Origin of the sequence: Rhizobium sp. SG741, from assembly GCF_012275435.1 — a bacterium.
GTDB classification, from domain to species: domain Bacteria; phylum Pseudomonadota; class Alphaproteobacteria; order Rhizobiales; family Rhizobiaceae; genus Rhizobium; species Rhizobium lusitanum.
This window is the reverse complement of the sequence record NZ_JAAZQP010000001.1, coordinates 624,549-646,650: the sequence shown is the minus strand read 5'-3', so window position 1 is coordinate 646,650 and position 22,102 is coordinate 624,549. Positions and strand designations below refer to the sequence as shown.

At 60.8% G+C, this 22,102-nt stretch carries 22 protein-coding genes and 1 pseudogene; 15 read left to right on the top strand and 8 right to left on the bottom strand.

Going from position 1 to position 22,102, the window contains the following annotated elements:
• Position 1 precedes the first annotated feature (1 nt).
• Positions 2 to 1,402 carry an MFS transporter gene (locus FHT29_RS03290; protein WP_037195022.1) on the top strand — a complete coding sequence of 467 codons (1,401 nt, stop codon included), beginning with the start codon at positions 2 to 4 and terminating at the stop codon, positions 1,400 to 1,402.
• Positions 1,403 to 1,447: 45 nt separating this feature from the next.
• On the opposite strand, the gene FHT29_RS03285 is transcribed toward FHT29_RS03290, so the two are convergent.
• Entirely contained in the window at positions 1,448 to 2,710 is a 1,263-nt protein-coding gene (locus FHT29_RS03285; protein WP_047562941.1) for an RNA polymerase sigma factor, read from the bottom strand.
• A gap of 25 nt (positions 2,711 to 2,735) precedes the next feature.
• Entirely contained in the window at positions 2,736 to 3,134 is a 399-nt protein-coding gene (locus FHT29_RS03280) for a YciI family protein (RefSeq protein ID WP_047562501.1), read from the bottom strand.
• On the opposite strand from FHT29_RS03280, the gene FHT29_RS03275 reads away from it, so the two are divergent.
• The 3 genes from FHT29_RS03275 (at position 3,124) to FHT29_RS03265 (ending at position 4,866) form a co-directional block, all read left to right on the top strand.
• On the top strand, positions 3,124 to 3,474 hold the full coding sequence (locus FHT29_RS03275; RefSeq protein ID WP_131512294.1) for a hypothetical protein: 351 nt from the start codon (positions 3,124 to 3,126) through the stop codon (positions 3,472 to 3,474). The genes FHT29_RS03280 and FHT29_RS03275 overlap by 11 nt on opposite strands.
• A 34-nt stretch (positions 3,475 to 3,508) precedes the next feature.
• Positions 3,509 to 3,886: a VOC family protein gene (locus tag FHT29_RS03270; protein ID WP_047562498.1), complete on the top strand. Its 378-nt coding sequence runs from the start codon at positions 3,509 to 3,511 to the stop codon at positions 3,884 to 3,886.
• 278 nt (positions 3,887 to 4,164) lie between these two features.
• The gene (locus FHT29_RS03265) at positions 4,165 to 4,866 is read left to right on the top strand and encodes a phosphatase PAP2 family protein (protein WP_246702975.1); all 702 of its coding nucleotides are present in this window, start codon (positions 4,165 to 4,167) and stop codon (positions 4,864 to 4,866) included.
• 12 nt (positions 4,867 to 4,878) lie between these two features.
• On the opposite strand, the gene FHT29_RS03260 is transcribed toward FHT29_RS03265, so the two are convergent.
• On the bottom strand, positions 4,879 to 5,265 hold the full coding sequence (locus tag FHT29_RS03260) for a response regulator (protein ID WP_037195035.1): 387 nt from the start codon (positions 5,263 to 5,265) through the stop codon (positions 4,879 to 4,881).
• A 229-nt stretch (positions 5,266 to 5,494) separates the two neighbouring features.
• On the opposite strand from FHT29_RS03260, the gene FHT29_RS03255 reads away from it, so the two are divergent.
• Positions 5,495 to 7,174, top strand: a complete 1,680-nt coding sequence (locus tag FHT29_RS03255) for a phosphoethanolamine--lipid A transferase (RefSeq protein WP_234903743.1) — start codon at positions 5,495 to 5,497, stop codon at positions 7,172 to 7,174.
• A gap of 61 nt (positions 7,175 to 7,235) precedes the next feature.
• Here the strand turns inward: FHT29_RS03255 and FHT29_RS03250 are convergent, their stop codons facing one another.
• Complete coding sequence (locus FHT29_RS03250; protein ID WP_047562939.1) at positions 7,236 to 7,613, bottom strand: cupin domain-containing protein; 378 nt, start codon at positions 7,611 to 7,613, stop codon at positions 7,236 to 7,238.
• Between the two features lie 211 nt (positions 7,614 to 7,824).
• Between FHT29_RS03250 and FHT29_RS03245 the strand changes: the two genes are divergently transcribed.
• From FHT29_RS03245 to FHT29_RS03225, 5 genes are all read left to right on the top strand, one after another.
• Positions 7,825 to 8,862 (top strand): LLM class flavin-dependent oxidoreductase, encoded by a 1,038-nt coding sequence (locus FHT29_RS03245; RefSeq protein WP_168599118.1) that lies wholly within the window; start codon positions 7,825 to 7,827, stop codon positions 8,860 to 8,862.
• A 155-nt stretch (positions 8,863 to 9,017) separates the two neighbouring features.
• On the top strand, positions 9,018 to 9,908 hold the full coding sequence (locus FHT29_RS03240) for a MurR/RpiR family transcriptional regulator (RefSeq protein WP_168599117.1): 891 nt from the start codon (positions 9,018 to 9,020) through the stop codon (positions 9,906 to 9,908).
• A gap of 144 nt (positions 9,909 to 10,052) precedes the next feature.
• Positions 10,053 to 10,808: a COG4280 domain-containing protein gene (locus FHT29_RS03235; RefSeq protein WP_037195420.1), complete on the top strand. Its 756-nt coding sequence runs from the start codon at positions 10,053 to 10,055 to the stop codon at positions 10,806 to 10,808.
• Positions 10,805 to 11,011 carry a hypothetical protein gene (locus FHT29_RS03230; protein WP_168595496.1) on the top strand — a complete coding sequence of 69 codons (207 nt, stop codon included), beginning with the start codon at positions 10,805 to 10,807 and terminating at the stop codon, positions 11,009 to 11,011. The genes FHT29_RS03235 and FHT29_RS03230 overlap by 4 nt, the downstream gene beginning before the upstream one ends.
• Before the next feature lie 173 nt (positions 11,012 to 11,184).
• Positions 11,185 to 11,766: a histidine phosphatase family protein gene (locus FHT29_RS03225; protein WP_168599116.1), complete on the top strand. Its 582-nt coding sequence runs from the start codon at positions 11,185 to 11,187 to the stop codon at positions 11,764 to 11,766.
• A gap of 21 nt (positions 11,767 to 11,787) precedes the next feature.
• On the opposite strand, the gene FHT29_RS03220 is transcribed toward FHT29_RS03225, so the two are convergent.
• Entirely contained in the window at positions 11,788 to 13,212 is a 1,425-nt protein-coding gene (locus tag FHT29_RS03220) for a PLP-dependent aminotransferase family protein (protein WP_168599115.1), read from the bottom strand.
• Positions 13,213 to 13,306: 94 nt separating this feature from the next.
• Here FHT29_RS03220 and FHT29_RS03215 point away from each other — a divergent pair, with 94 nt between their 5' ends.
• Both FHT29_RS03215 and FHT29_RS03210 read left to right on the top strand, forming a co-directional pair.
• The gene (locus tag FHT29_RS03215; protein ID WP_168599114.1) at positions 13,307 to 13,990 is read left to right on the top strand and encodes a pyridoxamine 5'-phosphate oxidase family protein; all 684 of its coding nucleotides are present in this window, start codon (positions 13,307 to 13,309) and stop codon (positions 13,988 to 13,990) included.
• Between the two features lie 29 nt (positions 13,991 to 14,019).
• Positions 14,020 to 14,682, top strand: coding sequence for a GNAT family protein (locus FHT29_RS03210; protein WP_168599113.1), 663 nt, complete (start codon positions 14,020 to 14,022; stop codon positions 14,680 to 14,682).
• Positions 14,683 to 14,757: 75 nt separating this feature from the next.
• On the opposite strand, the gene FHT29_RS03205 is transcribed toward FHT29_RS03210, so the two are convergent.
• Complete coding sequence (locus FHT29_RS03205; protein WP_168599112.1) at positions 14,758 to 15,243, bottom strand: HIT family protein; 486 nt, start codon at positions 15,241 to 15,243, stop codon at positions 14,758 to 14,760.
• 232 nt (positions 15,244 to 15,475) lie between these two features.
• On the opposite strand from FHT29_RS03205, the gene FHT29_RS03200 reads away from it, so the two are divergent.
• From FHT29_RS03200 to FHT29_RS03190, 3 genes and pseudogenes are all read left to right on the top strand, one after another.
• Positions 15,476 to 16,471: a sterol desaturase family protein gene (locus tag FHT29_RS03200; RefSeq protein WP_168599111.1), complete on the top strand. Its 996-nt coding sequence runs from the start codon at positions 15,476 to 15,478 to the stop codon at positions 16,469 to 16,471.
• Positions 16,472 to 16,697: 226 nt separating this feature from the next.
• Positions 16,698 to 20,021 (top strand): thiamine pyrophosphate-dependent enzyme, encoded by a 3,324-nt coding sequence (locus FHT29_RS03195; RefSeq protein ID WP_047562476.1) that lies wholly within the window; start codon positions 16,698 to 16,700, stop codon positions 20,019 to 20,021.
• 26 nt (positions 20,022 to 20,047) lie between these two features.
• Positions 20,048 to 20,273, top strand: a pseudogene (locus FHT29_RS03190) (flotillin family protein); the annotation flags it as partial.
• Positions 20,274 to 20,493: 220 nt separating this feature from the next.
• Here FHT29_RS03190 and FHT29_RS03185 read toward each other — a convergent pair.
• Together FHT29_RS03185 and crcB are read right to left on the bottom strand one after the other, a co-directional pair.
• Complete coding sequence (locus FHT29_RS03185) at positions 20,494 to 21,339, bottom strand: aspartyl/asparaginyl beta-hydroxylase domain-containing protein (RefSeq protein ID WP_080760682.1); 846 nt, start codon at positions 21,337 to 21,339, stop codon at positions 20,494 to 20,496.
• Between the two features lie 298 nt (positions 21,340 to 21,637).
• Positions 21,638 to 22,027, bottom strand: coding sequence for a fluoride efflux transporter CrcB (gene crcB / locus FHT29_RS03180; protein WP_047562471.1), 390 nt, complete (start codon positions 22,025 to 22,027; stop codon positions 21,638 to 21,640).
• Positions 22,028 to 22,102 lie beyond the last annotated feature (75 nt).

Here is a 22,102-nt window from a genome sequence, read left to right as displayed (position 1 = left end):
GATGACTTCTTCCCAAACCCGAAGCGGGGCTGGATTGGCGTTGCTGCTGCTTTGCGCCGCCAACTTCCTGGACGCCATGGACGTCTCCACCATTGGCGTGGCCCTGCCCGCAATCCAGAAAGAGCTCGGCATGCAGGCGACATCGCTGCAATGGGCCGTCAGCGCCTATGTGCTCGGCTATGGCGGCTTCCTGCTGCTCGGCGGCCGCGTTGCCGATCTCTTCGGCCACCGCCGCGTGTTTCTCTGGTCGCTCGGCGTCTTTGCTGCCGCGAGCATTGCCGGCGGCTTCGTCGATAGCGCGCCGACCCTGATCGCCGCACGCCTGATCAAGGGCATCGCCGCCGCCTTCACCGCGCCGGCAGCCCTCGCACTGCTGCTCTCCGTCTTCGGAGAAGGCAACGCCCGCGCCAAGGCGCTCGGCGTATTCTCCTCGACAGGCGCCGCCGGTTTCGTGCTCGGCATGGTGCTGGGTGGTGCTGCGACCATCATCAGCTGGCGCGCAACCATCGTCATGGGTGCTCCCGTCGCCATCCTCGCGCTGATTGTCGCGCCCTTCGTCCTGCCTGCCGATCACAAGCGAAGCGGCTCACGCGCCCGCTTCGACTGGGCAGGCGCAATCACCATCACCCCCGGACTGCTGCTCTTCGTCTTCGGCGTCACCAACGCCGCGGCCGACGGCTGGCAGGCGTTTGCCACCTGGGGATCACTGGTGGCGGCACTGGCGCTGATCCTGCTGTTCCTGCTGGTCGAGTCACGCCATGCAGACCCCATGGTGCCGCTTGCCATGTTCCGGCGCGCCAAGCTCAGCCACGCCAATGCCGTCGCCGCGCTGTTCCAGGGTGCCTATGTCGGCTTCCAGTTCATCGCGACGCTTTACTACCAGAATGTCGTCGGCTGGTCGGCCTTCGCCACCGGCTTCGCCTTCGCCCTCGGTGGCGTCTGCGTGATGTTCCTCGCCCCTCGCTTCGCCACGATCGGGCAGGCCCGCGGCACGACTTTGCTAATGACGTTCGGCGTCGGACTACAAGCCATCAGCTATCTCTTCTGGGTGCTCTCGGTCGGCCAGATCGACACGATCGTGCTGGTCGCCATCTCGCAACTCCTGCTCGGCGTCGGCTATGCCATGACCTATCCGTCCATTCAGGTCGCGGCACTGTCCGATATCGAAGAGGATAAGTCCGGCCTGGCTTCGGGCATGCTCTTCGCCTCCTTCCAGATCGGCGGCGGTATTGTCCTGGCGGCAGCCTCGGCTGTCTTCGGCGCAGCCCCCAGCTACGGTTGGAACCCCTATATCGCCGGCATCGGCTTCGTGACGATCCTGGCTGTCGCGATCACGCTGCTCGCCGCCGTCGGCCCGCGGACATCTGCGGCAAGAGCGGCAAACTACCAAGCCGCCGAATAGGCCAAAACACCACGACCCGCTCGTCAAAGAGCGGGTTCATTCCTTTCAGGCGGACGCTGCTTCAGCAGCCCGACGCATCAGCAAATCCCGCTCTCTCTCATTTCCGGCAAGCGCCGCAGCCGCCTCGAAGGCGCAACGCGCCTCGTCATACCGGCCAAGCTTATAAAGAAGATCACCGCGAACGCTGGGCAGGAGATGATAGCCTTTCAATGCGGGCTCATGCGCGAGTCGCTCGACGAGCTCCAGCGCCGCCTCGGGGCCGTCGACCATGCCGATGGCGACGGCGCGGTTGAGCTCCACGACCGGAGAGCGCAGGATCGCGGCGAGCTCCGCATAGAGTTCGGCAATCCGTCTCCAATCGGTTTCCCCGGCTGTGTGAGCCCTCGCATGGCAGGCGACAATCGCCGCTTGAAGGGCATAGACGCCACCGGCGCCGCCCAGTTCCCGCACCCGCGCCAGCGCCTGCAAACCGCGATGGATCTGCAACTGATCCCAAAGCGCACGATTTTGATCGAGCAGCAGGATCGGATCACCGGTGGCGTCCGTCCGCGCCGCCGCGCGGGAAGCATTCAATTCCATCAGGGCAAGCAGCGCATGCGCTTCCGGCTCCTGCGGCGCTACCGACGTCAGCACCCGGCCCAATCGCAGCGCCTCGTTGCAGAGCTGCAACCGCAGCCAGTTTTCACCCCGCGCCGCCGTGTAACCTTCATTGAAGATCAGATAGACGACCTCCAGCACCGTGGCCAATCGCCGCGACAGCTCCTCGCCATGCGGCGTTTCGTAAGACAGTCCCGAGTCCGAAAGCGTCCGCTTGGCGCGGACGATGCGCTGGGCGATCGTCGCTTCCGACAGGAGAAACGCTCTGGCGATCTCCTCCGTCGTCAGTCCACAGACCATCCGCAAGGCCAGCGCGACGCGCGCCTCGCGAGACAGCAGCGGATGACAAGCAGTGAAAACCAGCCGCAGCATTTCATCGCCGATATCATCATCCAGGGCGGCATCGAGATCCGGCATGACTTGCTGATCCTCTTCCATGTCCCGAACAATCATGTCGTGCTTGCGATCGAGCATCTGACGACGGCGCAAATGATCAAGCGCCCGGCGTTTGGCCGTCGCCATGAGCCAGGCGCCGGGTCGCTCCGGGATGCCCGCCTCCGGCCAGCGCTCCAGGGCGGCAACCAGAGCCTCCTGCGTCAGATCCTCGGCGAGCGGAACATCGCGCAGCATCCTCGCCAGGCTCGTGATCAGCCTGGGCTGCTCGATCCGCCACGCGGCGAGGATCGTCCGGTGGGTGCCGGCGGCCGTCACGGCCGCCTCTCCCGATTGCAGATCATCAGTGCCCGACGGCCGCATGGGGGAGCGGATCGCATACACCCTCCGCATGTGGTTCGAAGTAGGCGCGCACTTCGCATGTTCCCTCCCAGCCCGGCATGAAATCCTTGTGCAACTGCATGAACTCGACCGCCAGCGCCACGGCCTCTTCCTTGCTCTGCAGCTCGAAGATCGCATAGCCGCCGACGACTTCCTTGGCCTCCACGAAAGGCCCGTCGACAACGCTCAGCTCGCGATCCCGTATGGTGACGCGAGCGCCGGTCGCAAGCGGCATCAAGCCCGCCGTATCGATCATGCGACCGGCTTTGATCTCCCGATCGGCAAGCTTGTTTATGGCATCGAGAAGCTCCGGTGTCGGTTGCATGAAATCGGTAGAAGTGACGATAGACATGAAACGCATGGGACGATTCCTCCAGAAACGAGCCGCCGGCACCATTGCCGCTCAAATGAACCCGCTCATATTGACGACGAAGCGGCCATCGGAAAATCGACAGGCGCTTTTAAAAAAATTTGCGATCGCTTCCGAACGACAGAAAATCGAACCTCCAGGCCGGCCAATTTACCAATATCGACAGCATGGAAGCAACTTGCCTGGAACCGGAGAGGCTGGACTGGGCGACATCCTGATCCATCGCATTGCCTTTGTTGACTTCCCACAATCGTTGCAAGATGGTGGGGCCAAATTGGACCTGCGGACTTTGGAATATCCGACGCTTCCCCAGCAGCACGGACTTCCGTAATGCTCCGCAGACAACACGACGGGAGCTCGTTTCTATGTTCGACCATATCTCGATCGGCGTCAAAGACCTGGCGCGGGCGCAGCAGTTTTACGACGCAACACTTTCGACGCTTGGCTATGAACGCCTGAGCAATTTCGACGGCACCATCGGTTATGGCGCGGAACGGCCCCAGTTCTGGGTCAGCGAAGTGGAGCGGCCGGTGCCCGCCGATCGCGGTTCCGGCCTGCATTTCTGCTTCGTCGCTCCAAGCAGGGAAGCCGTCGACGCCTTCCATGCCGCCGGCATTGCCAATGGCGGCGAAGACAACGGCAAGCCGGGTATAAGGCCAGATTACAGCCAGTTCTACTATGCAACTTTCGTGATCGATCCCGACGGCTATCGGCTGGAGGCCTATTTCAAGGTCGGCGAATAGACGGCAATCCGCAATAAGCGGCGAAATGCAGCCAATCCGCCGACTCAACCTCGGATTCACTTAGCCAGCTAATGGATTTTTTCAGGCATTTCTATCTTTCAGGTTGCTGTCAGGCTTCTGTTGTAAGGGCCGCCGTGAGGCGGCTATGGCGGTGATTTACAAAAACACTGGTGGGCGCTTGTCTTAGATTTGTTTATGACAGTGGCCGGCCGATGTACGACAGTGACCTTGCATACACAAAACGCACGACGTCGGTAGGCACACCCCTCGCGGCATTTTTGGCGCTATTTGCGCTTTGGTGGCTGCTGCTGCTCGTCTTCAATCGCTTCCCCGGTATCGACCTGTGGGTAGCTCGGAGCGTTTTCACGGCCGCGCCCTGCGCATCATCGAGTGCCGCAGGCAAAATCTGCGGCACCTTTGCTCTTGCGAGGAATCCCCTTATCGAAGCGCTGCGTGATGTGACGTTGGCCCTTCCCTATATTGCCGTCGTTGTCTTGCTGGCTATCCTCGTCATGTTCTGGCGCAAACACGGCGCTCGTCGGCGAACGCTGAAAACGGATCAGTATATCGCCGCCCTGCTGTCATTGGGTATCGGTTGCGGCCTGATCGTCAATACGTTCCTGAAAGGATATGCCGGCAGACCGAGGCCGCGCAGCACGGACCTCTTTGGCGGCGGACTGGATTTCGTCCAGGCAGGTTCGTTCGCTGGCCGGTGCCTGGGAAATTGCTCCTTCGTTTCTGGAGAAGCTTCGTCCGGCGGTTGGCTCCTCTGTCTGGTGCTGCTGCTGCCGCAGCGCTGGCGCCTCCCGATCGGCATCCCACTCGCCATCGTCTCCGTAATCATGCCTATAATGCGCGTGCTCATGGGCGCCCATTACCTGTCGGACGCTGTCCTCGGCTGGCTTCTGTCGTTGGTGGTCTTTGCGGCTGCGATGGCTGTCATGGATTTCGCGCGCTCGGGATCATCCACGCAGTCTTGAAAACAGCAGCGCTCATCCGGCATTGCGCAGACGAATCAGGCGACTGAGCCTGGCTGCCTTGCGGATGCGGGCTGTCATCTCGGCAAGCCCGAAAGGCTTTACGAGATAATCAACGGCCCCGATACCCATCGCCGTCATCTGGTCCGACAGCTGATCATAGGCGGACATAACGATCACCGGCGTCGAATCCGCCCGTGCTTCCGCATGCCTTAGCAATGTGAGGCCACTTCCATCGGGCAATCGGAGATCAAGAAGAATGACGTTGTAAGCTCGAGCCGTGACGGCGGCCGTTGCGGACTCCAGAGTCATCGACCAGTCCACCGACCAGCCTTCCGCGCACAGATGATCCTGTATCGCGTTGCCGATAGTGGGATTGTCCTCGACCAATAAGACCCGCACGATTGCTCCCTCATTGCAATCAAGGAGCTATGATGAGGATTTCTGACGGCGACCTGAAATTCAGACGTCGGCGCGGCAAAAAGCAAAGATAATAGGAAGCGACCACAAAACAGCTGTGTTCAAGCGTCTGTCGTTCAGGTATTTGTCAGGAACGGCCGCCATGGTCGCCGGCTTTAACACGCAAACCTGCGCCTTGCGCCACCGGGTTTTCCGGCCCCGCCGACAGCACATGCCTCGGAGAAAACCATTGAACGAAAAAAATATATCTTCTGGCCGACATTTCGTCAGGCCGGCCATCGGCAGTGTTACGCTATGCCTTATAGTCGCTCTTTATGTACTTCTCGTGACGAACCAGATGTTCTGGACCAAGGCCTACAGCTATTTCACGACCGAACCTGCTGCCTTCATTGCCTTCGTGGCCGGTATCTCTGCAGGCATTTTTGCATTCTTCACGCTGTTCTCCGCGAAATATGTCACGAAACCCGTCCTGATCTTCTTCGTGCTGGTGGCGTCGGTATCCTCCTGGTTCAACGATCAGTTCGGCGTGATCATCGACAAGGAGATGATCCGCAATGCCGCCGTGTCGACGGGCGCTGAAGCCGGACACCTGATCACGGCGCGCTTTGCGATGCATGTGCTGCTGACGGGCATTCTGCCCTCGCTGGTGATCATCTGGGTGCGGATCGTCCATCGCCCCATTTTCAAGAAGCTTGTCCATAACACCGCCGTCATTCTCGCCTGCGTCGCCGTCTTCGTCGCTTCAGGCACCACCTTCTACAAGACTTATGCCGGCGTCGGTCGTGCCCATCGCGACCTCATGGATACCCTTAATCCGGTCATGCCGATCACCAGCGTGGTGCGCTACGCCATCGACACGCAAAGGGATGCAAATGTCGTCGCAGGCCCATTGGGGACGGACGCCCGCAGGGTCGGCGTTGTTGATAACGGCAAGCCGCGCGTCACGATCATCGTGGCGGGCGAAACCGCGCGCGCGCAGAACTTTTCGCTCGGCGGCTATGCCAAGATGACCAATCCGGAGCTGGCGAAGCGCAATGTCGTCTACTTCCCCAATACCAGCAGCTGCGGCACGGCGACTGCGACCTCGATACCTTGCCTGTTCTCCGTCTATACGCGGGCGGAATACAGCCATCGCAAGGGGCTGGAGACGGAAAATCTGCTCGATGTGCTGACCCACGCCAAGGTCGGCGTGACTTGGCTGGACAATGACACCGGCAGCTACAATGTAACCGATCGCGTCCCCTACACCTATCTGCCGCCCTCGAACGATCCCCGCTTCTGCAAGGACGGGGAATGCAAGGATGAAATCCTCGTCGACAAGGTCGATGGCTGGCTGGACAAGGTGAAGGGCGATAGCGTCCTCGTGCTGCACCAACTTGGCAGCCATGGCCCGGCGTACTATCAACGCTACCCCGAGGAGTTCCGCCGCTTCCGTCCGGATTGCCGCGCCAACGACTTCGGCTCCTGCTCGCAAGAAGAAATCACCAACGCCTACGACAATACGATCCTCTACACCGATCATATCGTCTCGATGATCATCGACAAGCTGAAGCAGCGCTCGAACTCGCTGTCCGGAGCTGTCCTTTATTTCTCGGATCACGGCGAGTCGCTCGGTGAGAATGGCATCTATCTGCATGGCGCGCCCTATATCATCGCGCCTGTACAGCAGACGCAGGTGCCGATGCTGGTGTGGATGGCCGACGATCTGGCAAAGGCGGGCGGCTACGACATGGCCTGTCTGTCCAAGCGCGCGCCTGAGGGCACGCACTCGCACGACAACATCTTCCATAGTGTTCTTGGGATGATGGACATATCGACGAAAGTCTACGATCCGAGCCTGGACGTATTTGCCGCCTGCCGCACGCCGTCGAACAAGCTGGCGCAGAAGTGATACGCGGCCCTCAGTAGCCGGCAGCCCCGTTTCGGTGGGGCTGCCAAACAATTGGGATTATTCAAAGTCGCTTAGGCTGACGGATCGTCCGCTCGTTTTCCACATTGCCCGTATTGAGCGTCGTATTCGGCTCGAAGAGCACGACTTCGCACGTCGGCTCGGCGACCGGGCAATGTTCCACGCCATGCGGCACGATGATATATTCGCCCGGACCGAGGACGATATCGCCGCCGTTTTCCTCCCGCAGCTTCATGCGCAGAGTGCCCCTGACGACCAGGAACAGCTCGTCCTCCGCTTCATGATGATGCCAATGGAAGGCGCCATCCAGCTTGACGAGCTTGACCTGAAAATCGTTGATGTCGCCGCCGACGCGCGGGCTCCAAGCCTCGTCGAAGGCTGCAAAAGCCTTGGTAAGATTGACCTTTTTCAGCGTAATCATGCGCTCCTCCTTCTCGCCAGGCAGCTTGATGTCGAAGCTAATATTGGAGGCAGTATCGCCGAACGCAACGCCGACGCTGCGGAATGCGGTCGATTGCCATTGCCATATCGAATTCCTCGAAGGTTTCAGCCGAAACTTTCCGGGTAGTTGACGATCCGGAACGGCGCTACATGCCCTCTCAATATCATTTGGACAGACGACGGGAAAAATCATGACGACAAATAATGTCGAATTCGGACTCGATACCTTCGGCGACGTGACCTTTGACGGCAACGGCGCGCCGCTGCCGCACGCGCAAGTCATCCGCAACGTCGTCGAGGAAGGCGTCCTTGCCGATCAGCTCGGCATCGATTTCTTCGGCATCGGCGAACATCACCGCGAGGACTTCGCCGTCTCCTCCCCCGAGACCATACTGGCCGCCATCGCCAGCCGCACCTCGCACATTCATCTGGGATCGGCCGTAACGGTTCTGAGCTCGGATGACCCGATCCGCGTCTTCCAACGCTTCTCCAGCCTCAATGCCATCTCGAACGGTCGGGCCGAGGTGATCCTCGGCCGGGGGTCGTTTACGGAATCCTTCCCGCTGTTCGGCTTCGAGCTGTCGCAATACGAACAGCTCTTCGAGGAGAAGCTGGACCTGTTCGCGGCTCTACTTTCCAACGAGCCGGTGACCTGGCAGGGCAGCATCCGCCCGCCATTGCAAAACCAGCGGGTTTTCCCGACCATCGAGAGCGGCCATCTGAAGACATGGATCGGCGTCGGCGGCAGCCCGGAATCAGTTGTCCGTGCCGCCCAATATGATCTGCCGCTCATGCTGGCGATCATCGGCGGCAGCCCCTATCGCTTCCAGCCCTACGTCGATCTCTATCATCGGGCCTTCGCGCAACTGGGCAAGCCTGTGAGGCCGATCGGCATCCATTCGCCGGGCTATATCGCTGACACCGACGATCAGGCCCGCGAGGAATTGTGGCCCTGCTACAAGGCTATGCGCGACCGGATCGGTCGCGAGCGCGGCTGGCCGCCCATGACCCGAAACGAATTCGAAAACGAGATCGAAAAAGGTTCGCTCTATGTCGGCTCGCCGGAAACGGTCGCCGCCAAGCTCGCCCCGGTCATCAAGACGCTCGGCATCAGCCGCTTTCAATTGAAGTACAGCGCCGGTGCGCTCGGCCACGACAAGTTGATGCGCTGCATCGAACTATACGGCCAGAAGGTCATCCCTGCTGTGCGCGCGGCATTGGCAGCATAGCTCAAGACCCGACCCGGCCGCCTTCCGTGATCGACTGGAACAGCACATGCTTCGCTACGCGGCGAGGTATGTGCTGAATCCTGTTGTCATCATTAAGTAGTAAATGCTACTAATATTAATAGGAGTAGCATTTACTACGAAACGGAATTGCACGAATGACGGAGATGACGCAGGAGCGGCAGACCTTCGAAAGCCGGGTTCTCGCAGCGCTCGATGCGCTCGCCCCGGCGGAACAGCGCATCGCCCGTTTCTTCATCGACCAGAAGCAGGCGGTCCTGCTGAATTCCGCCGCCCAGATTGCCGAGCGTGCCGGCGCCAGCGACGCGACCGTCGTGCGCACCGCACGTGCGCTTGGCTTCGAAAGCCTGTCTGCGCTGCGTGCCGCCTTGCTCTCCGAACTGACGGGCATGCCATCACCCGGCGACCGGATGGAGCGGACGCTGGCCGAGACGGGTGGCGATGCGCTTCGCCACGTGATGAGCATCCACGAAAAGGCATTGGAGGCTTTGCGGGATCAGCAGTTCGCGGTAAGCTTTGAACGTTGCATCGATATTCTGGCTGGCGCGGCGCGGCGCCATGTCTTCGGTATCGGCCCCTCAGGCGCCATGGCGGACTATGCCAGCCTGCAATTCAACCGCATCGGCCTGCCGACGAACGCCCTCTCCGTCTCGGGCATTGCCTTGGCGGATCGCCTCCTGTGGGTCGGCAAAGGCGATGCGGTGCTGATGATGGCCTATGCGCCGCTCTATCGCGAAGTCGATATCCTCCTCGATCACGCCGCTCGGCATGACGTGCCGGTCATATTGATCAGCGACGACCTCGGCCCGCTGGTTGCAGGCAAGGTGGCGGAGATCCTTCCCCTGCCGCGTGGCAATGCCGATCATCTCGCCATGCATGGCGGCACGATGGTTCTGATCGAAGCGATGATCGTTGCACTGGCAGCGAGGAACAAGGAAGCAGCCCTCGATAGCCTTGATCAACTCAGCATGCTGCGCGGTTCTATCGACAAGGCCTGGAGCAAACGCGGCACAAGGAAACGGAAGTGAACGTCGAGGCGTCCGGTGCGAGCCAAGGCTCGCATCATGCGGCGGCCATTCGGCCTCGGGCGCAAGTTCACCCAGGGAACGAAGAAAATCTACGGAGAAGACCATGCGAAATCAAAGTCCTCATCGTCATTCGGGAATCGTTTCATGAGCAGCCTCACACCCATTCTCTCCACGGTGACGGCATCCTTCCTTGGTTCTTTCGTCGAGGTCGTGGAAGCCTTCACCATCGTCCTTGCCGTCGGGGTCACGCGTAGCTGGCGCCCGGCGCTGACGGGTGCCGCGCTCGCGCTCGCCGTGCTGGCGGCCCTCGTCCTCATCTTCGGGCCGTTGCTCGCGCTCGTGCCCATCGAAACGCTGCAATTCGTCGTCGGCGTTCTCCTGATCCTGTTCGGGATGCGCTGGCTGCGCAAAGCCATTCTCCGGTCCCTGGGCGTCATCGCCTTGCATGACGAGGAAGCGGCCTTCTCGAAGGAGACCGCATCCTTGAAAGCGCAATCCACGGATCGCCGCGCCGACTACCTTGCCGGCCTCGCCGCCTTCAAGGCGGTGCTGCTTGAGGGCGTCGAGGTGGTCTTCATCGTCATCGCCGTCGGCGGCGCGCATGGCCTGACGCTCTATGCCGGTCTCGGCGCCCTTGCCGCCTTCGTTCTGGTCATGCTGATCGGGTTGCTGGTGCATCGTCCGCTTGCCACCGTGCCGGAAAACACCCTCAAATTCGTCGTCGGCCTGATGCTCACCAGCTTCGGCATTTTCTGGACTGGTGAAGGCATCGGCACTCGCTGGCCGGGCGCGGATCTCGCCTTGATCGCCATCTTTGCGATCGTTTCGCTGGCCTCCTTCGCCATTCTTCGCGGCCTGCGCGGTTCCACCGGCACCCCCACAGCAAAGGCAGCCCAATGACCGTGCTCCGTATCGCCCTGTCCGAGCTCATCGGCATGTTCATCGACGACGGCAGCCTCGCGACCCTCTGCCTGATCCTCATCCTCGTAATTGCGGGCGCGGTTGAATTTCTCGCCATGCCGCCGCTCGCGGGGGCAGTTCTCCTGCTGTTCGGCTGCCTCGCCATTCTGCTCTACAGCGTCCGCCGTGCGGTGAAGCGGTGATATTTCATGTTCCCCTGCGAGCCTCTTCGGGCCTGCAGGGGAATATGACCTCCTCAATCGCGAATTCCGCCAAGCCCACCACTGTCGCGCATGTCGCCGGATCTCGCCCCTCGACAGGACCCTTCGCGGATGCGAAGAATTCGGCATCATCAGCCAATTGGAGAAACGGTCACATGAGCAGCGCCCATCCCGAAGTCTATCTGGTGCGGCACGGGCAGACGGAGTGGAGCCTTTCCGGCAGGCACACGGGCCGAACCGACATTCCTTTGACCGCCGCCGGCGAAGAAGCCGCCCGCAAAGTCGCCGGGCGTCTGCCTGCCATCGATTTCGCCGCTGTCTGGTCGAGCCCGTCGCAACGCGCCCAGAATACCTGCGCGCTGGCGGGTTTCGGCGGTCAGCGCATTATCAAGGACGATCTGGCGGAATGGGACTACGGCGCCTATGAGGGCATCACCACCAAGGCGATCCTGGCCGAACGCCCCGACTGGCAACTCTTCCGCGACGGCTGCCCCAACGGCGAGACGGCAGCCGATGTCGGTGCGCGCGCCGACCGGATCATCGGCGAACTTCGCGCCATCGACGGCTCCGTCCTGATCTTCTCCAGTGCCCATTTCCTGCGGGTCTTTGCCACCCGTTGGGTCGGCCTGCCCCCGCAAGACGGCGCACGCCTGGTGCTCGACACGACAAGCATCAGCGTGCTCGGCTACGAACACGACCTGACCGAGCCGGTGATCCGTCGCTGGAACCAGGTCTAAAGGACACACCAACTCCGCGTCTCAGGCAGCTGCCGACATCGCAAGCAGCCTGGCAATCTTCTCCGCCGCCGCATTCGCCGCAGCGGCCTCCATGCGGGCGATACCGAACAACATCCCCGGCCGCGATGGCCCGAGATGCAGCGACGACATGGCCCGCAATGCGAAGCCGTGAGAATTGATGGAGCGAACGGCCGCGACGTCATCGACGGCGATGTCCCGGAACCAACTCGCCAGTTGCTGGCCTCCGTTGCCTTCGCCGACATCAAACCACGCGCCGCAGTGACGATTGAGGGCGGAGACAACAGCGACCATGCGTTCCGCGTAAACGGCATTCATATGCCTGAGATGCGCGCGAAACCGGCCTTCGTCGATAAAGTCGGCAAGGGCTGCCTGGATATGAACAGGCACGACCGCCCCTCTCAGCCGTTGCGCTGTCTCGACGGTCACCACGAGCCTGGAAGGCACAACGGCATAGGCGACGCGCAGACCGGGCGCGAGCGTTTTCGAAAACGTGCCGAGATAGGCGACCACTTCGCCACGATCGATGCCCTGCAACGCGGCGATCGGGCGGGAGGCATACTGAAATTCACTGTCGTAGTCGTCTTCCAGCACGATCGCGCCCGTGGCGCGGGCAAATTCGAGCAGCGCAAGGCGGCGTGACAGGCTCATGGTCACGCCAGTCGGATATTGATGCGAAGGCGTGACGTAGATCAGCCGCGGCGGCGGTCCGTCCGCGCGGGCAATATCGATGCCTTCCTCATCGCAGGGCACAGCCACCAGAGCGGCACCCGCCATCCGGAGCAATGCGTGCGCGGTGGCGTAGCCGGGATCCTCGATCCATGCGAAGCCACCGTTCGGATGATCTGCCCAGAGCAGAACGCTCGCAAGCAGGCTGATCGCCGCGCCGGTCGAAGGCACGATCAACACCTGTTCGGGACGGGCGATCACGCCGCGCGTCGCCGAAATATGGTCGAGGATTGCAGCGCGCAATTCTGGAATGCCGCCATGGGCGCCATAACCGAGATCATGCACCCGAAGTGACCGGCCGCGGGCGCCGAGACATCGCGCCCAGGCGGCATGGGGGAAAGCGGAGACATCTGGCACACCGGGCTCGAACAACCCACCCGTGGCGAACTCTGTGGTCTGGGACGAGTTGGGCGGTGGCGCTGCGACCTGCCCCTGCAGGGGTGGCGTCGAGAAAGCCGCAACGCGGGTTGCGGCACCTGTCGTCGATTGCAGATAGCCCTCCGCCTTCAGGCGGTCATAGGCGTTGACCACGGTTGAGCGCGCGACACCGAGCGAGATGGCCAGCGCCCGCGTCGAGGGCACGCGTTGCCCCGCTGGCATCTGCCCATGAAGGATACGGTCGCGCATCACGCGATAGACCTGCCCTTCCAGATCACCCGAGGTCCGGTCGAGCGCCGGCCATTGCGCTACAGATGTCATCAAGCTCCAACTGGTCTGTTAAAAATCGAGAAACTGGCTGTTTATAGCCTACCTCTTTGCTGGCAGAGATCAACGATCAATCGATGAGGAAGAGATGGCCGATCACTATCCGCCCGCCACAGAGGACTACCCGACTACTGAGCGCAGCCGCGTGCGGCGCAGCCCCCGCCGCGGCAGCCACGCCCGCGCCGAAGTCCACGCCATTCTGGATGCCTCTCCTCTCTGTCACGTCGGCTATGTCATCGATGGTGCGCCGTATGTGACACCGACCTTGCACTGGCGCGAAGGCGAATACGTCTATTGGCATGGCTCGGCCGCCAGTCGCTTCCTGCGTGCGGCGGAAGACATGCCAGTCTGCCTGACCTGCAGCATCATGGACGGCTATGTGCTCGGCCGCTCCGCCTTCAATCATTCGGTCAACTACCGCTCCGCCATGGTCTTCGGCACGGCACGCCTGGTTGATGACGTCGAGGAGAAAGCCGATGCCTTGCGCCGCCTTATCGAAGACCTGTTTCCCGGCCGCTGGGACAGCCTGAGGCCGATGACGGGGCAGGAAGCGAAGGCGACATCGGTCCTGCGGATGAAAATCGACGAGGCGACTGCCAAGGTCCGCAACGGCCCGCCGGGCGACATCGACGAAGCGGACTACCCGGTCTGGGGCGGCGTCCTGCCCATAAGAAGCCAGCTGGCCCCGGCGCAAGCCGCGCCCGGCATGCCCGACGGGATCGCGCTACCGCAATCGCTCTCGGACCTGATAGGATCGGGCCGGATTCGCTGAGCTGCATTTGATGACCAAAGGACTTTGACATGGATCTTGCCAACTGGAGCGGCGTGCCACGCCCCGAAAGAATCACCCTCGAAGGTCGCTATGTGAGGATCGAACCGCTCGATCCGGCGCGCCATGGCGCGGAGCTGTTTGCCTCGGCTCAGGCTCCTGGCGCCGAGGATCGCTTCCGCTATCTGTTCGAGGATGCGCCTGCCGATTATGCTGCCTTTTCTCCCTGGCTCGAAAAATCTGCCTCCAGCACGGATCCCCTCTTCTTTGCGGTGATCGACAAGCGGACCGGCCGTGCCGAAGGTCGCCAGGCCCTGATGCGCATCGATAGCACGCACGGCGTCATCGAGATCGGCAGCATCCTCTGGGGGCCGGCGATCGCCCGCAGCCGCGCGACCACCGAAACCCTCTATCTCTTTGCATCCTACGTCTTCGATACGCTCGGCTACCGCCGTTTCGAATGGAAGTGCAACAATCTCAATGAACCGTCGAAACGTGCCGCCGAACGCTTCGGCTTCACCTTCGAGGGCATTTTCCGTCAGCATATGGTCGCCAAGGGCCTGAACCGCGACACCGCCTGGTTCGCGATGATCGATGCCGATTGGCCGAGACTGAAGGCCGGATATGAGCGCTGGCTTAGCCCCGAGAATTTCGACGAAGCCGGGCAGCAGAAGAGCAAGCTGACGTTCGTCTAACCAGCCAGAGCCCCTCTGGTGTGGTGTTTCGATGCCAAAGGGATTTTCGGCAGCACACGACGCGTTCGGTTTCCTCTATGCAACCAAAAACGCGCTTCGCATCAGCTCGACAACATCCGAAACCATCGGCCCCGTCACCTGCGGTGGATTTGGTGCTTCGCAAAACTCCCGCCAGATATAAAATGTCAGCTCTGCCCCATCCGTCTCCGGCTCGGCGGCAGGCCTGCCGAAGGAGGCGAGAACTCGATAGCGCTCATCCTTCCAGAACAGGGTCTCAAGCCAATCATAGACCGGTATGATATGGAAATGGATCGGATGCCCCGGCGAATGACCGTAACGGCCGATATAGACACGCTTGGGACGAAGCAGGGTTTCGACTTCCCGCTGCGCCCTGGCAAGGAGAGGACCAAGCGATACAAGCGCTCCGGTCGGCAGATCGTACAATGCGTTGGTTCCCGACTTGGAGCCGACCATCAGGTAGCCCGGCAGGACCGTGTCGATGCGATGGTTCACGCGCCAATGTTCGGTCTCGTGAATTCTGAACTTGGAAGGAATATCCAATTCCGACACCTTTTCATTGCCGTCAGGGCAGCCTTCCCTAGAACAGTCGTTGGACGAGCCGGATTCCCGACGTAGAGCAGCCGAGGATGGCGAACTCGATCGGTGTCAGCAATATAATGAACCAAAAACACTTCTGTTCCACTCAAGATTCCGCTTCCGTGGCCGCAATCATCACGGTACATATCGCCTATATTCGCGCCAACCCACCTGATGACGATCCGAGGATAGTGGCATGACATTTCAGAGCAGTTCGCGTCTCTACGCTGCTGTTTCATCCCTGTTGTGGCCGGCCATCTTTTGCGCCGGACTGACGGGTTCGTATTTCGCGTTCCATTCGCAGATGCATCTGCTGTGGTTCAATGTCGTCTATCTCTCGGTCGTTGCGACAATCGCGCTCTTCGAGCGGCTCATGCCCTATGAGGAGACTTGGCTCGATGCCGATGGCGAGACGTTCAACAACCTCGCCCATACGCTGCTGAGCAAGGGTGCCGTACAGATCGCGGCGGCCATCAGCACGTCATTTCCGATGGCGGTGGCAATCGTTGCGCAACCTTTCCTGAGCCACAAGGCAAATATCTGGCCGGATCAATTGCCGATGGCCTTGCAGGTCGTGCTGGGACTCATCATCGCCGAATTCGGCCTCTATCTCGCCCATCGCCTGGCCCACGAGCACCTGTCGCTCTGGCGTTTCCATGCTTTGCATCACAGCGTCGAACGCCTGTGGGTCATCAATACCGGGCGCTTTCATATCATCGACAGCCTGTTCAAGATCGCGCTCAGCCAGATCCCGCTCTATCTGCTCGGCGCGCCGCTGCCAGTCTTCCTGTGGATCGGCGCCGTCACGGCCTTTATCGGCCTTCTGACCCATTGCAACATCGATGTGCGCACCGGCCCGCTCGACTGGATCCTGTCGACTCCGCGCCTGCACCGTTGGCATCACTCCAAGCTGCTTGCCGAGGGCAACACCAATTACGGCGAGAACCTTGTCATCTGGGACCAGATCCTCGGCACCTATTATAATCCGCCGCGCCCCTCCTCCATCGACATCGGCATCACCGGCAAGGTCGCCGACAGTTTCCTCGCCCAGCTTGTGCAACCCTTTTCCAAGAAGGGCGCCAAGCAGATCATCGGCAAGAAGCCGAAGGAATTGCGGGACAAGGAAGAGCTGGCCGCAAAGGCGGCTGCCGCCCGCGAGCAGGCCAACGAACCGATCCGCAAATCCAGCTAGCACCCCCTCCGGTTCGTTGCACCAATCCGAATTTCCGGGTGGGAAAAATGTCGAACTCGCTCAGCAAAGGGCATCGGCTGCCACGAATCCCGGCCGGGCCAAAGCACGTAAATCCATTTCAATTCGAGTGGATATTGTCATTTAACGTGTATTGAAAAAGGCACCCGGGGGGGTTACCTAGGTCCACACAAATTATTCATGATGAAAGATTAGGAAAATCATTGAGATGGAAGGGAGGTTTACCACAGAATACCTCAAGCAACTCCATAGAATATTCTTTATTTCTAGAGAAATAGATAGGCTTGAGCGAGAATTCATTAAGCAAGGCATAGCACATTTTCATGTCTCCGGCGCCGGGCACGAGTCGACGGCGCTGCTCAACGAATTCCTCCATGACGACGACTGGCTGCATCTGCACTATCGCGACAAGGCCCTGATGCTGGCGCGCGGCATGCCCATTCGTGAGTTCTTCTCGAGCCTGCTCGCCACAGCCAATTCCCATTCCGCCGGCCGGCAGATGAGTGCGCATCTATCCTCACGCGCGCTCAACATCACCTCCATCGTGGGCCCGGTCGGCAACAATGCGCTGCATGCGGTCGGTGTCGCCGCATCGCTGAAATACAAGCCCGGCATGCCGATCGCCATCTGCTGCGTCGGCGACGGTACGACCCAGCAGGGCGAGTTCCTCGAGGCCGTGGCAGAAGCGGTTCGCAGCCAGTATCCGATTGTCTTCATCGTCGAGGACAACAGTTTCTCCATCTCGACACGGACCAGCAAGCAGACCTTCTTCGATCTGCCCGATGGCCCCGCATCCTCCTTCTACGGCATCGACATCATCCGCACTGACGGCGACGATCTGCCGGCCTCGCGAGAGGCCTTCCGCAAGGCTGTTCGCCACAGCCGCAACAACCGTACGCCGAGCATCGTGCTTCTCAATCTCGAGCGCCTGTCCGACCATACCAATGCCGACGACCAGAAGACCTATCGCACCCTATTGGAGATCGAATCGGGCTCTTCCCGCGATCCACTTCCAAACTTGCGGGCGATGCTTCAAAAAGCGGGCGTCAGCGCTGATGCGCTCGAGAAGATCGAACAGGAACTGACAGCAGAAGTGCAGGCGGAAGCCGCACTCGCCCGCAAGGAAGATGCACCCGAGGTCGAGCCGGATGCAAAAGCCCCATACCCCGCCTCCTTCGCCAAAACGGCGGAGTATCGCGGTCTCGAGCGCGAAGCAACGCTGACCATGCGCGAGGCGCTGAACGGCGTGCTCGACAGGCAATTGGCCGCCAATCCCGACGTCGTGCTGTTCGGCCAGGATATCGAAGATCCCAAGGGCGATGTCTTCGGCGTCACCCGCGGCCTTAGCACCAAATATCCCGAGCGCGTTCGCAACGCAGCACTCACCGAATCCACCATCGTCGGCACCGCCGTCGGCCGAGCGCTCGCCGGGCAACGGCCGGTCGCCTTCCTGCAATTCGCCGATTTCCTGCCGCTCGCCTATAACCAGATCGTCTCGGAAATGGGCAGCATGTACTGGCGCACCAAGGGCGCCTGGGAATCTCCCGTGATCCTGATGGTGAGCTGCGGCGGCTACAAGCCCGGCCTCGGGCCGTTCCACGCGCAGAGCTTCGAAAGCATGCTGGCCCATACGCCCGGCATCGATGTCGTCATGCCCTCCAGTGCCGGCGATGCCGCCGGCCTGCTGAATGCCGCGTTCGAATCGAGGCGCCCCACCGTTTTCCTCTATCCGAAAGCGGTGCTCAACAATTCCGACGGCCGCACCTCGACCGATCTCGACAAGCATTTCGTCCGTCCGGGCCTGTCGCGCTACGTTGCCCGCGGCCGCGACCTGACACTGGTCAGCTACGGCAACACGGTGTCTCTCTGTGCCAACGCCGCCAAGGCCTTCGAAGCGCAGGGCTTTTCCGTCGAGGTGATCGACCTCCGTTCCATCTCGCCGTGGGATGAAAGGGAAGTGCTGGCAAGCGCCAAGCGCACGAGACGGCTGATCGTCGTGCATGAAGACAACCGCACTGTCGGCATGGGCGCCGAGATCGTCGCCACCGTCACCGAAAAGGCCGACGTTCCCGTCGTCGTCCGCAGGCTTGCCCGCTCGGACGCGCATGTTCCCTTCAATTTCCGCAACCAGCTCGAAATGCTGCCGTCCTATAGCAAGCTCGTCGACCTGATGGCTGAGGTTCTCGAATGCGAGGTCACCTGGCACGAAGAGGATGATAGCGGCCCGACCGCCGCCATCAAGGCAATCGGCTCCGGTCCCGCCGACGAGAACGTGTTGATCACCGATCTCCTGGTCAAGCCGGGCGACACGATCGAGGTCGGTCAGCTCGTGGCCGTCGTCGAGGCGACGAAGGCCTCGGTGGAAATCTGTGCCAATATCGGCGGAGTCGTGCTCGAGGTCTTCGCAAGGATCGGTGACCAGATCGCCACCGACAGCACGCTTCTGACCGTTGACGCCAACCGGGATACGAGCGAACAGAACTTCGCTCTCGCCTCGGAGACGCAAAACAAATTCGTGCTGCGCCGCCTGAAATCGCACTCCATTCCGGCACTGCGCCGTCATTCCGGCAGTTTCTCGGAAATAGCCGTCAGCGGCATCGGCTTTGCGACCGGCGCCCGCCGGGTCGCCAACGAAGACATCATCCATCATTGGCCGAACCGGCGCGCCGACGAAATCTTTGCACTGACCGGCATCAAGAGCCGGTTCTGGGTCGGTCCGGGAGAAGGCACGTTGAGCCTTGCGACGGCGGCCGTTCGCGATCTGCTGCGCCAGACCCAGATGTCGATCCACGACATCGATCTGGTCATCGCCGCGACGGGCACCCCCGATATCGCCACGCCGTCGCTTGCAAGCCGCGTCGCCGTTGCGGTCGCCGAAGACGGCGTGCGGCCGTCCCTTGCCGCCTACGATATGGGCGCCGCCTGTTCCGGTTATCTCTACGCGCTGCAGCAGGCCTACGATTTCATCGCGCAGCAGAATGACGCGAAGGTGCTGATCGTCACCTCGGAAGTGCTGTCTCCGCTGCTCGACATGAAGGATTTCTCCACCGCCATCCTGTTTGGCGACGCCGCCACCGCCAGCCTCGTGACCACCCGCGACATGGCGCGCAGCCCGCTATTTGCGGCGAGCCGTCCGACCATCAGCGGCCGCCCCGAACCGGGCGATCTTCTCTTCGTCCCTCTGCCGGATGAAGGCGTCATCGCCATGAACGGCCGCGCGGTCTTCACCGAGGCGGTGCACTCCATGTCCCGCTCGATCGAGGACGCTTGTGTCGACGCCGGAATTGAACTCGCCAATCTCGATCTGCTGGTGCCGCATCAGGCCAACCAGCGCATCATCGACACCATCGCCAAGCGCAGCGGCCGCCCGGCACTGAGCGTCATCGAGAACTACGGCAATACCAGCTCTTCGAGCATCCCGCTTGCCATGCTTCACGTCGCCAACGAACGGCCCGAGCCGCTCAATCTCGGCCTCGTCGCTTTCGGCGGCGGCATGACATCGGGCGCGGCAATCGTGCGCACGATAAAATAGTCATCGCAGCAGCGGTTGCTGCCATTGCAGCCATCGCCGCCGAACAGGCAATCGCCGAACGCGAAGTCATGGCCAAGCAGGTGCGCGAGTCCGCCAACGTCGGCTCGACCCGTGCTGTCCAGCAGCATGAGACGGAGGCTCGCGCGACAACCGGATCGTCGCGCAGGAAAGCACCATTGCGGTCGCCAGCAAGAGCCGCGAGGAGTCGGAAGCTAGGCGAAAGCCGAAACCGCACGCGCACTCGCCATCGCCTGCTCAAGGAAGCCGGCTTCGATGGTGACAATGCCATCTCGACGCTGCCTGGCAATCTAGGCGGTAAAACCGCTACCACGCAGTCAAGCGATGATAATGACGAAGATACCGAAGAGGCGGATAAGCCAACTCAACCGCTGAGCCTGAGCGACCAAAAGCAAAGCCCCGGAATCCGCAGCGGATTCCGGGGCTTTTCATAGAATTCACAAGCCAGCGTGGATTATGCCCTTGGGCGATTTCTCAACGCCTCTGCCTCGGCATAGAACTTCTTTTCCCATTCCTTGTGGTTGTCGAGACCTTCCTTGATGAACGGCGTGAAGATCGCCAGGTTCATCAAGGCCCAGTTGACAAAGCGGGCTGGGAATTTCAGCGGCTTGACGAAATCGACGAAGAGCACCACGCGGGTCTTGTCGGTGTGGTTCCAGGCTTCATGCTCGTAGGCGTCGTCAAAGATCAGCGCCTTGCCTTCCTGCCAATGGCAAATCTGCTTGTCGACGCGAATGGCGAGCTGGTCCTGTGGTTCTGGCACGATGAGGCCGAGATGCAGGCGCAACACGCCGTTATAGGGGCCGCGATGCGCGGGAAGATGCTTGCCGGGCTCGAAGATGGAGAACATGGCGGTCGTCAGCCCGGGGATTTTCTGTACCGCCGCCCAGGTGTTCGGGCATGCCTTGATGTTTTGCTCGGACTTCACGCCGAAGCCCAGAAGGAAGAAGGTCTTCCAGCGGGTGTCGGTCGAGATGGTCTTCACATCGGTGGAGATGTCCTGGAATGTCGGCAGCTCGCTCTGGCGCAGCAGCACCTTTTCGAGCTCCGCGCGGATCGCCGGATAATCCTTCTCGATCTCGGCCGCCCAGGGGAAGGTCGCGCTGTTGTAAACCGGCGGATTGCCGAGCTTGGCATATTTCAGATTGAGGCCTTCGGCCCAGGCAACGATGCCCATGAAAAAACGTGTCAGGGCGCTCGGGCGGTCCATCGGCGCGATGCCGGTTGTGCCAAAGGTTTGTTCCGGAGCATGAGATTCGGTGGAAGTGGGAGCAGGTGCGCTCAAGGGGCTCTCCGTCATGTCTGTCTTTAGGGCGGTCAGGGAGGAAGGCTGCCTCAGGGGGAATCTGCACGGAAATTCCGGGGGAGCAACAGGTTCGACGCTTTCAATGCTCGCCCGCCCGTTCCTGATTGACGCCGGACTCCTCTGTTATGCGATGATCATAATAAGCGTTTATATGAGTTGATTAGTCGAATTTCGCAAGAGAGTCCGTTCACAACGAGCGGTGATTTGTCGTGGATTGAATCTCCGGTGATTTCTCGAAGAAATTCACCCCAGAATTGGCAAAAATACGGCACGACAGACCTGAGCCATCCGCCTAGATGGTTTGAGCCTGAATTATTAGCCGGACAACGGCAAATCCGGCAATCAGGCCCCCTATCGACAGAAAAACGGACAAGCCGACATAAGCCACGAAGGGCATCCATTGGCCGCGCTCCCAAAGCACGACGCTCTCCAGCGCAAACGTTGAAAACGTCGTGAACCCGCCCAGAATGCCTGTTGTCAGAAAAAGCCGAAGCTCCTGCGACACTCCGCCACGGAAGGCGAAATATTCCGTCAGCACCCCCATGATGAACGCGCCGACGACATTGATGATAAGCGTACCGAACGGAAATTCGCCCCCGAACAGACGAGCAGCAAGCTCGTTGACGCCGAGACGGAAAGCGCCACCCAATCCGGCGCCAAGAAAAACGACAAGATAGATCACGACAATCTCCCGCTGCGGTTAAGCGCCGATATTCACGTCCACGACATTGCCGATCAAAACATCTTGATCATCAGC

What these genes read in the sequence shown, in the direction of transcription:
- FHT29_RS03290 (WP_037195022.1), top strand. Translation starts at nt 2, where the DNA reads ATGACTTCTTCCCAAACCCGAAGCGGGGCTGGATTGGCGTTGCTGCTG.
- FHT29_RS03275 (WP_131512294.1), top strand. Translation starts at nt 3,124, where the DNA reads ATGAAACGCATGGGACGATTCCTCCAGAAACGAGCCGCCGGCACCATT.
- FHT29_RS03280 (WP_047562501.1), bottom strand. Translation starts at nt 3,134, where the DNA reads ATGCGTTTCATGTCTATCGTCACTTCTACCGATTTCATGCAACCGACA.
- FHT29_RS03270 (WP_047562498.1), top strand. Translation starts at nt 3,509, where the DNA reads ATGTTCGACCATATCTCGATCGGCGTCAAAGACCTGGCGCGGGCGCAG.
- FHT29_RS03255 (WP_234903743.1), top strand. Translation starts at nt 5,495, where the DNA reads ATGCCTCGGAGAAAACCATTGAACGAAAAAAATATATCTTCTGGCCGA.
- FHT29_RS03250 (WP_047562939.1), bottom strand. Translation starts at nt 7,613, where the DNA reads ATGATTACGCTGAAAAAGGTCAATCTTACCAAGGCTTTTGCAGCCTTC.
- FHT29_RS03245 (WP_168599118.1), top strand. Translation starts at nt 7,825, where the DNA reads ATGACGACAAATAATGTCGAATTCGGACTCGATACCTTCGGCGACGTG.
- FHT29_RS03240 (WP_168599117.1), top strand. Translation starts at nt 9,018, where the DNA reads ATGACGGAGATGACGCAGGAGCGGCAGACCTTCGAAAGCCGGGTTCTC.
- FHT29_RS03235 (WP_037195420.1), top strand. Translation starts at nt 10,053, where the DNA reads ATGAGCAGCCTCACACCCATTCTCTCCACGGTGACGGCATCCTTCCTT.
- FHT29_RS03230 (WP_168595496.1), top strand. Translation starts at nt 10,805, where the DNA reads ATGACCGTGCTCCGTATCGCCCTGTCCGAGCTCATCGGCATGTTCATC.
- FHT29_RS03225 (WP_168599116.1), top strand. Translation starts at nt 11,185, where the DNA reads ATGAGCAGCGCCCATCCCGAAGTCTATCTGGTGCGGCACGGGCAGACG.
- FHT29_RS03220 (WP_168599115.1), bottom strand. Translation starts at nt 13,212, where the DNA reads ATGACATCTGTAGCGCAATGGCCGGCGCTCGACCGGACCTCGGGTGAT.
- FHT29_RS03215 (WP_168599114.1), top strand. Translation starts at nt 13,307, where the DNA reads ATGGCCGATCACTATCCGCCCGCCACAGAGGACTACCCGACTACTGAG.
- FHT29_RS03210 (WP_168599113.1), top strand. Translation starts at nt 14,020, where the DNA reads ATGGATCTTGCCAACTGGAGCGGCGTGCCACGCCCCGAAAGAATCACC.
- FHT29_RS03200 (WP_168599111.1), top strand. Translation starts at nt 15,476, where the DNA reads ATGACATTTCAGAGCAGTTCGCGTCTCTACGCTGCTGTTTCATCCCTG.
- FHT29_RS03195 (WP_047562476.1), top strand. Translation starts at nt 16,698, where the DNA reads ATGGAAGGGAGGTTTACCACAGAATACCTCAAGCAACTCCATAGAATA.
- FHT29_RS03185 (WP_080760682.1), bottom strand. Translation starts at nt 21,339, where the DNA reads ATGACGGAGAGCCCCTTGAGCGCACCTGCTCCCACTTCCACCGAATCT.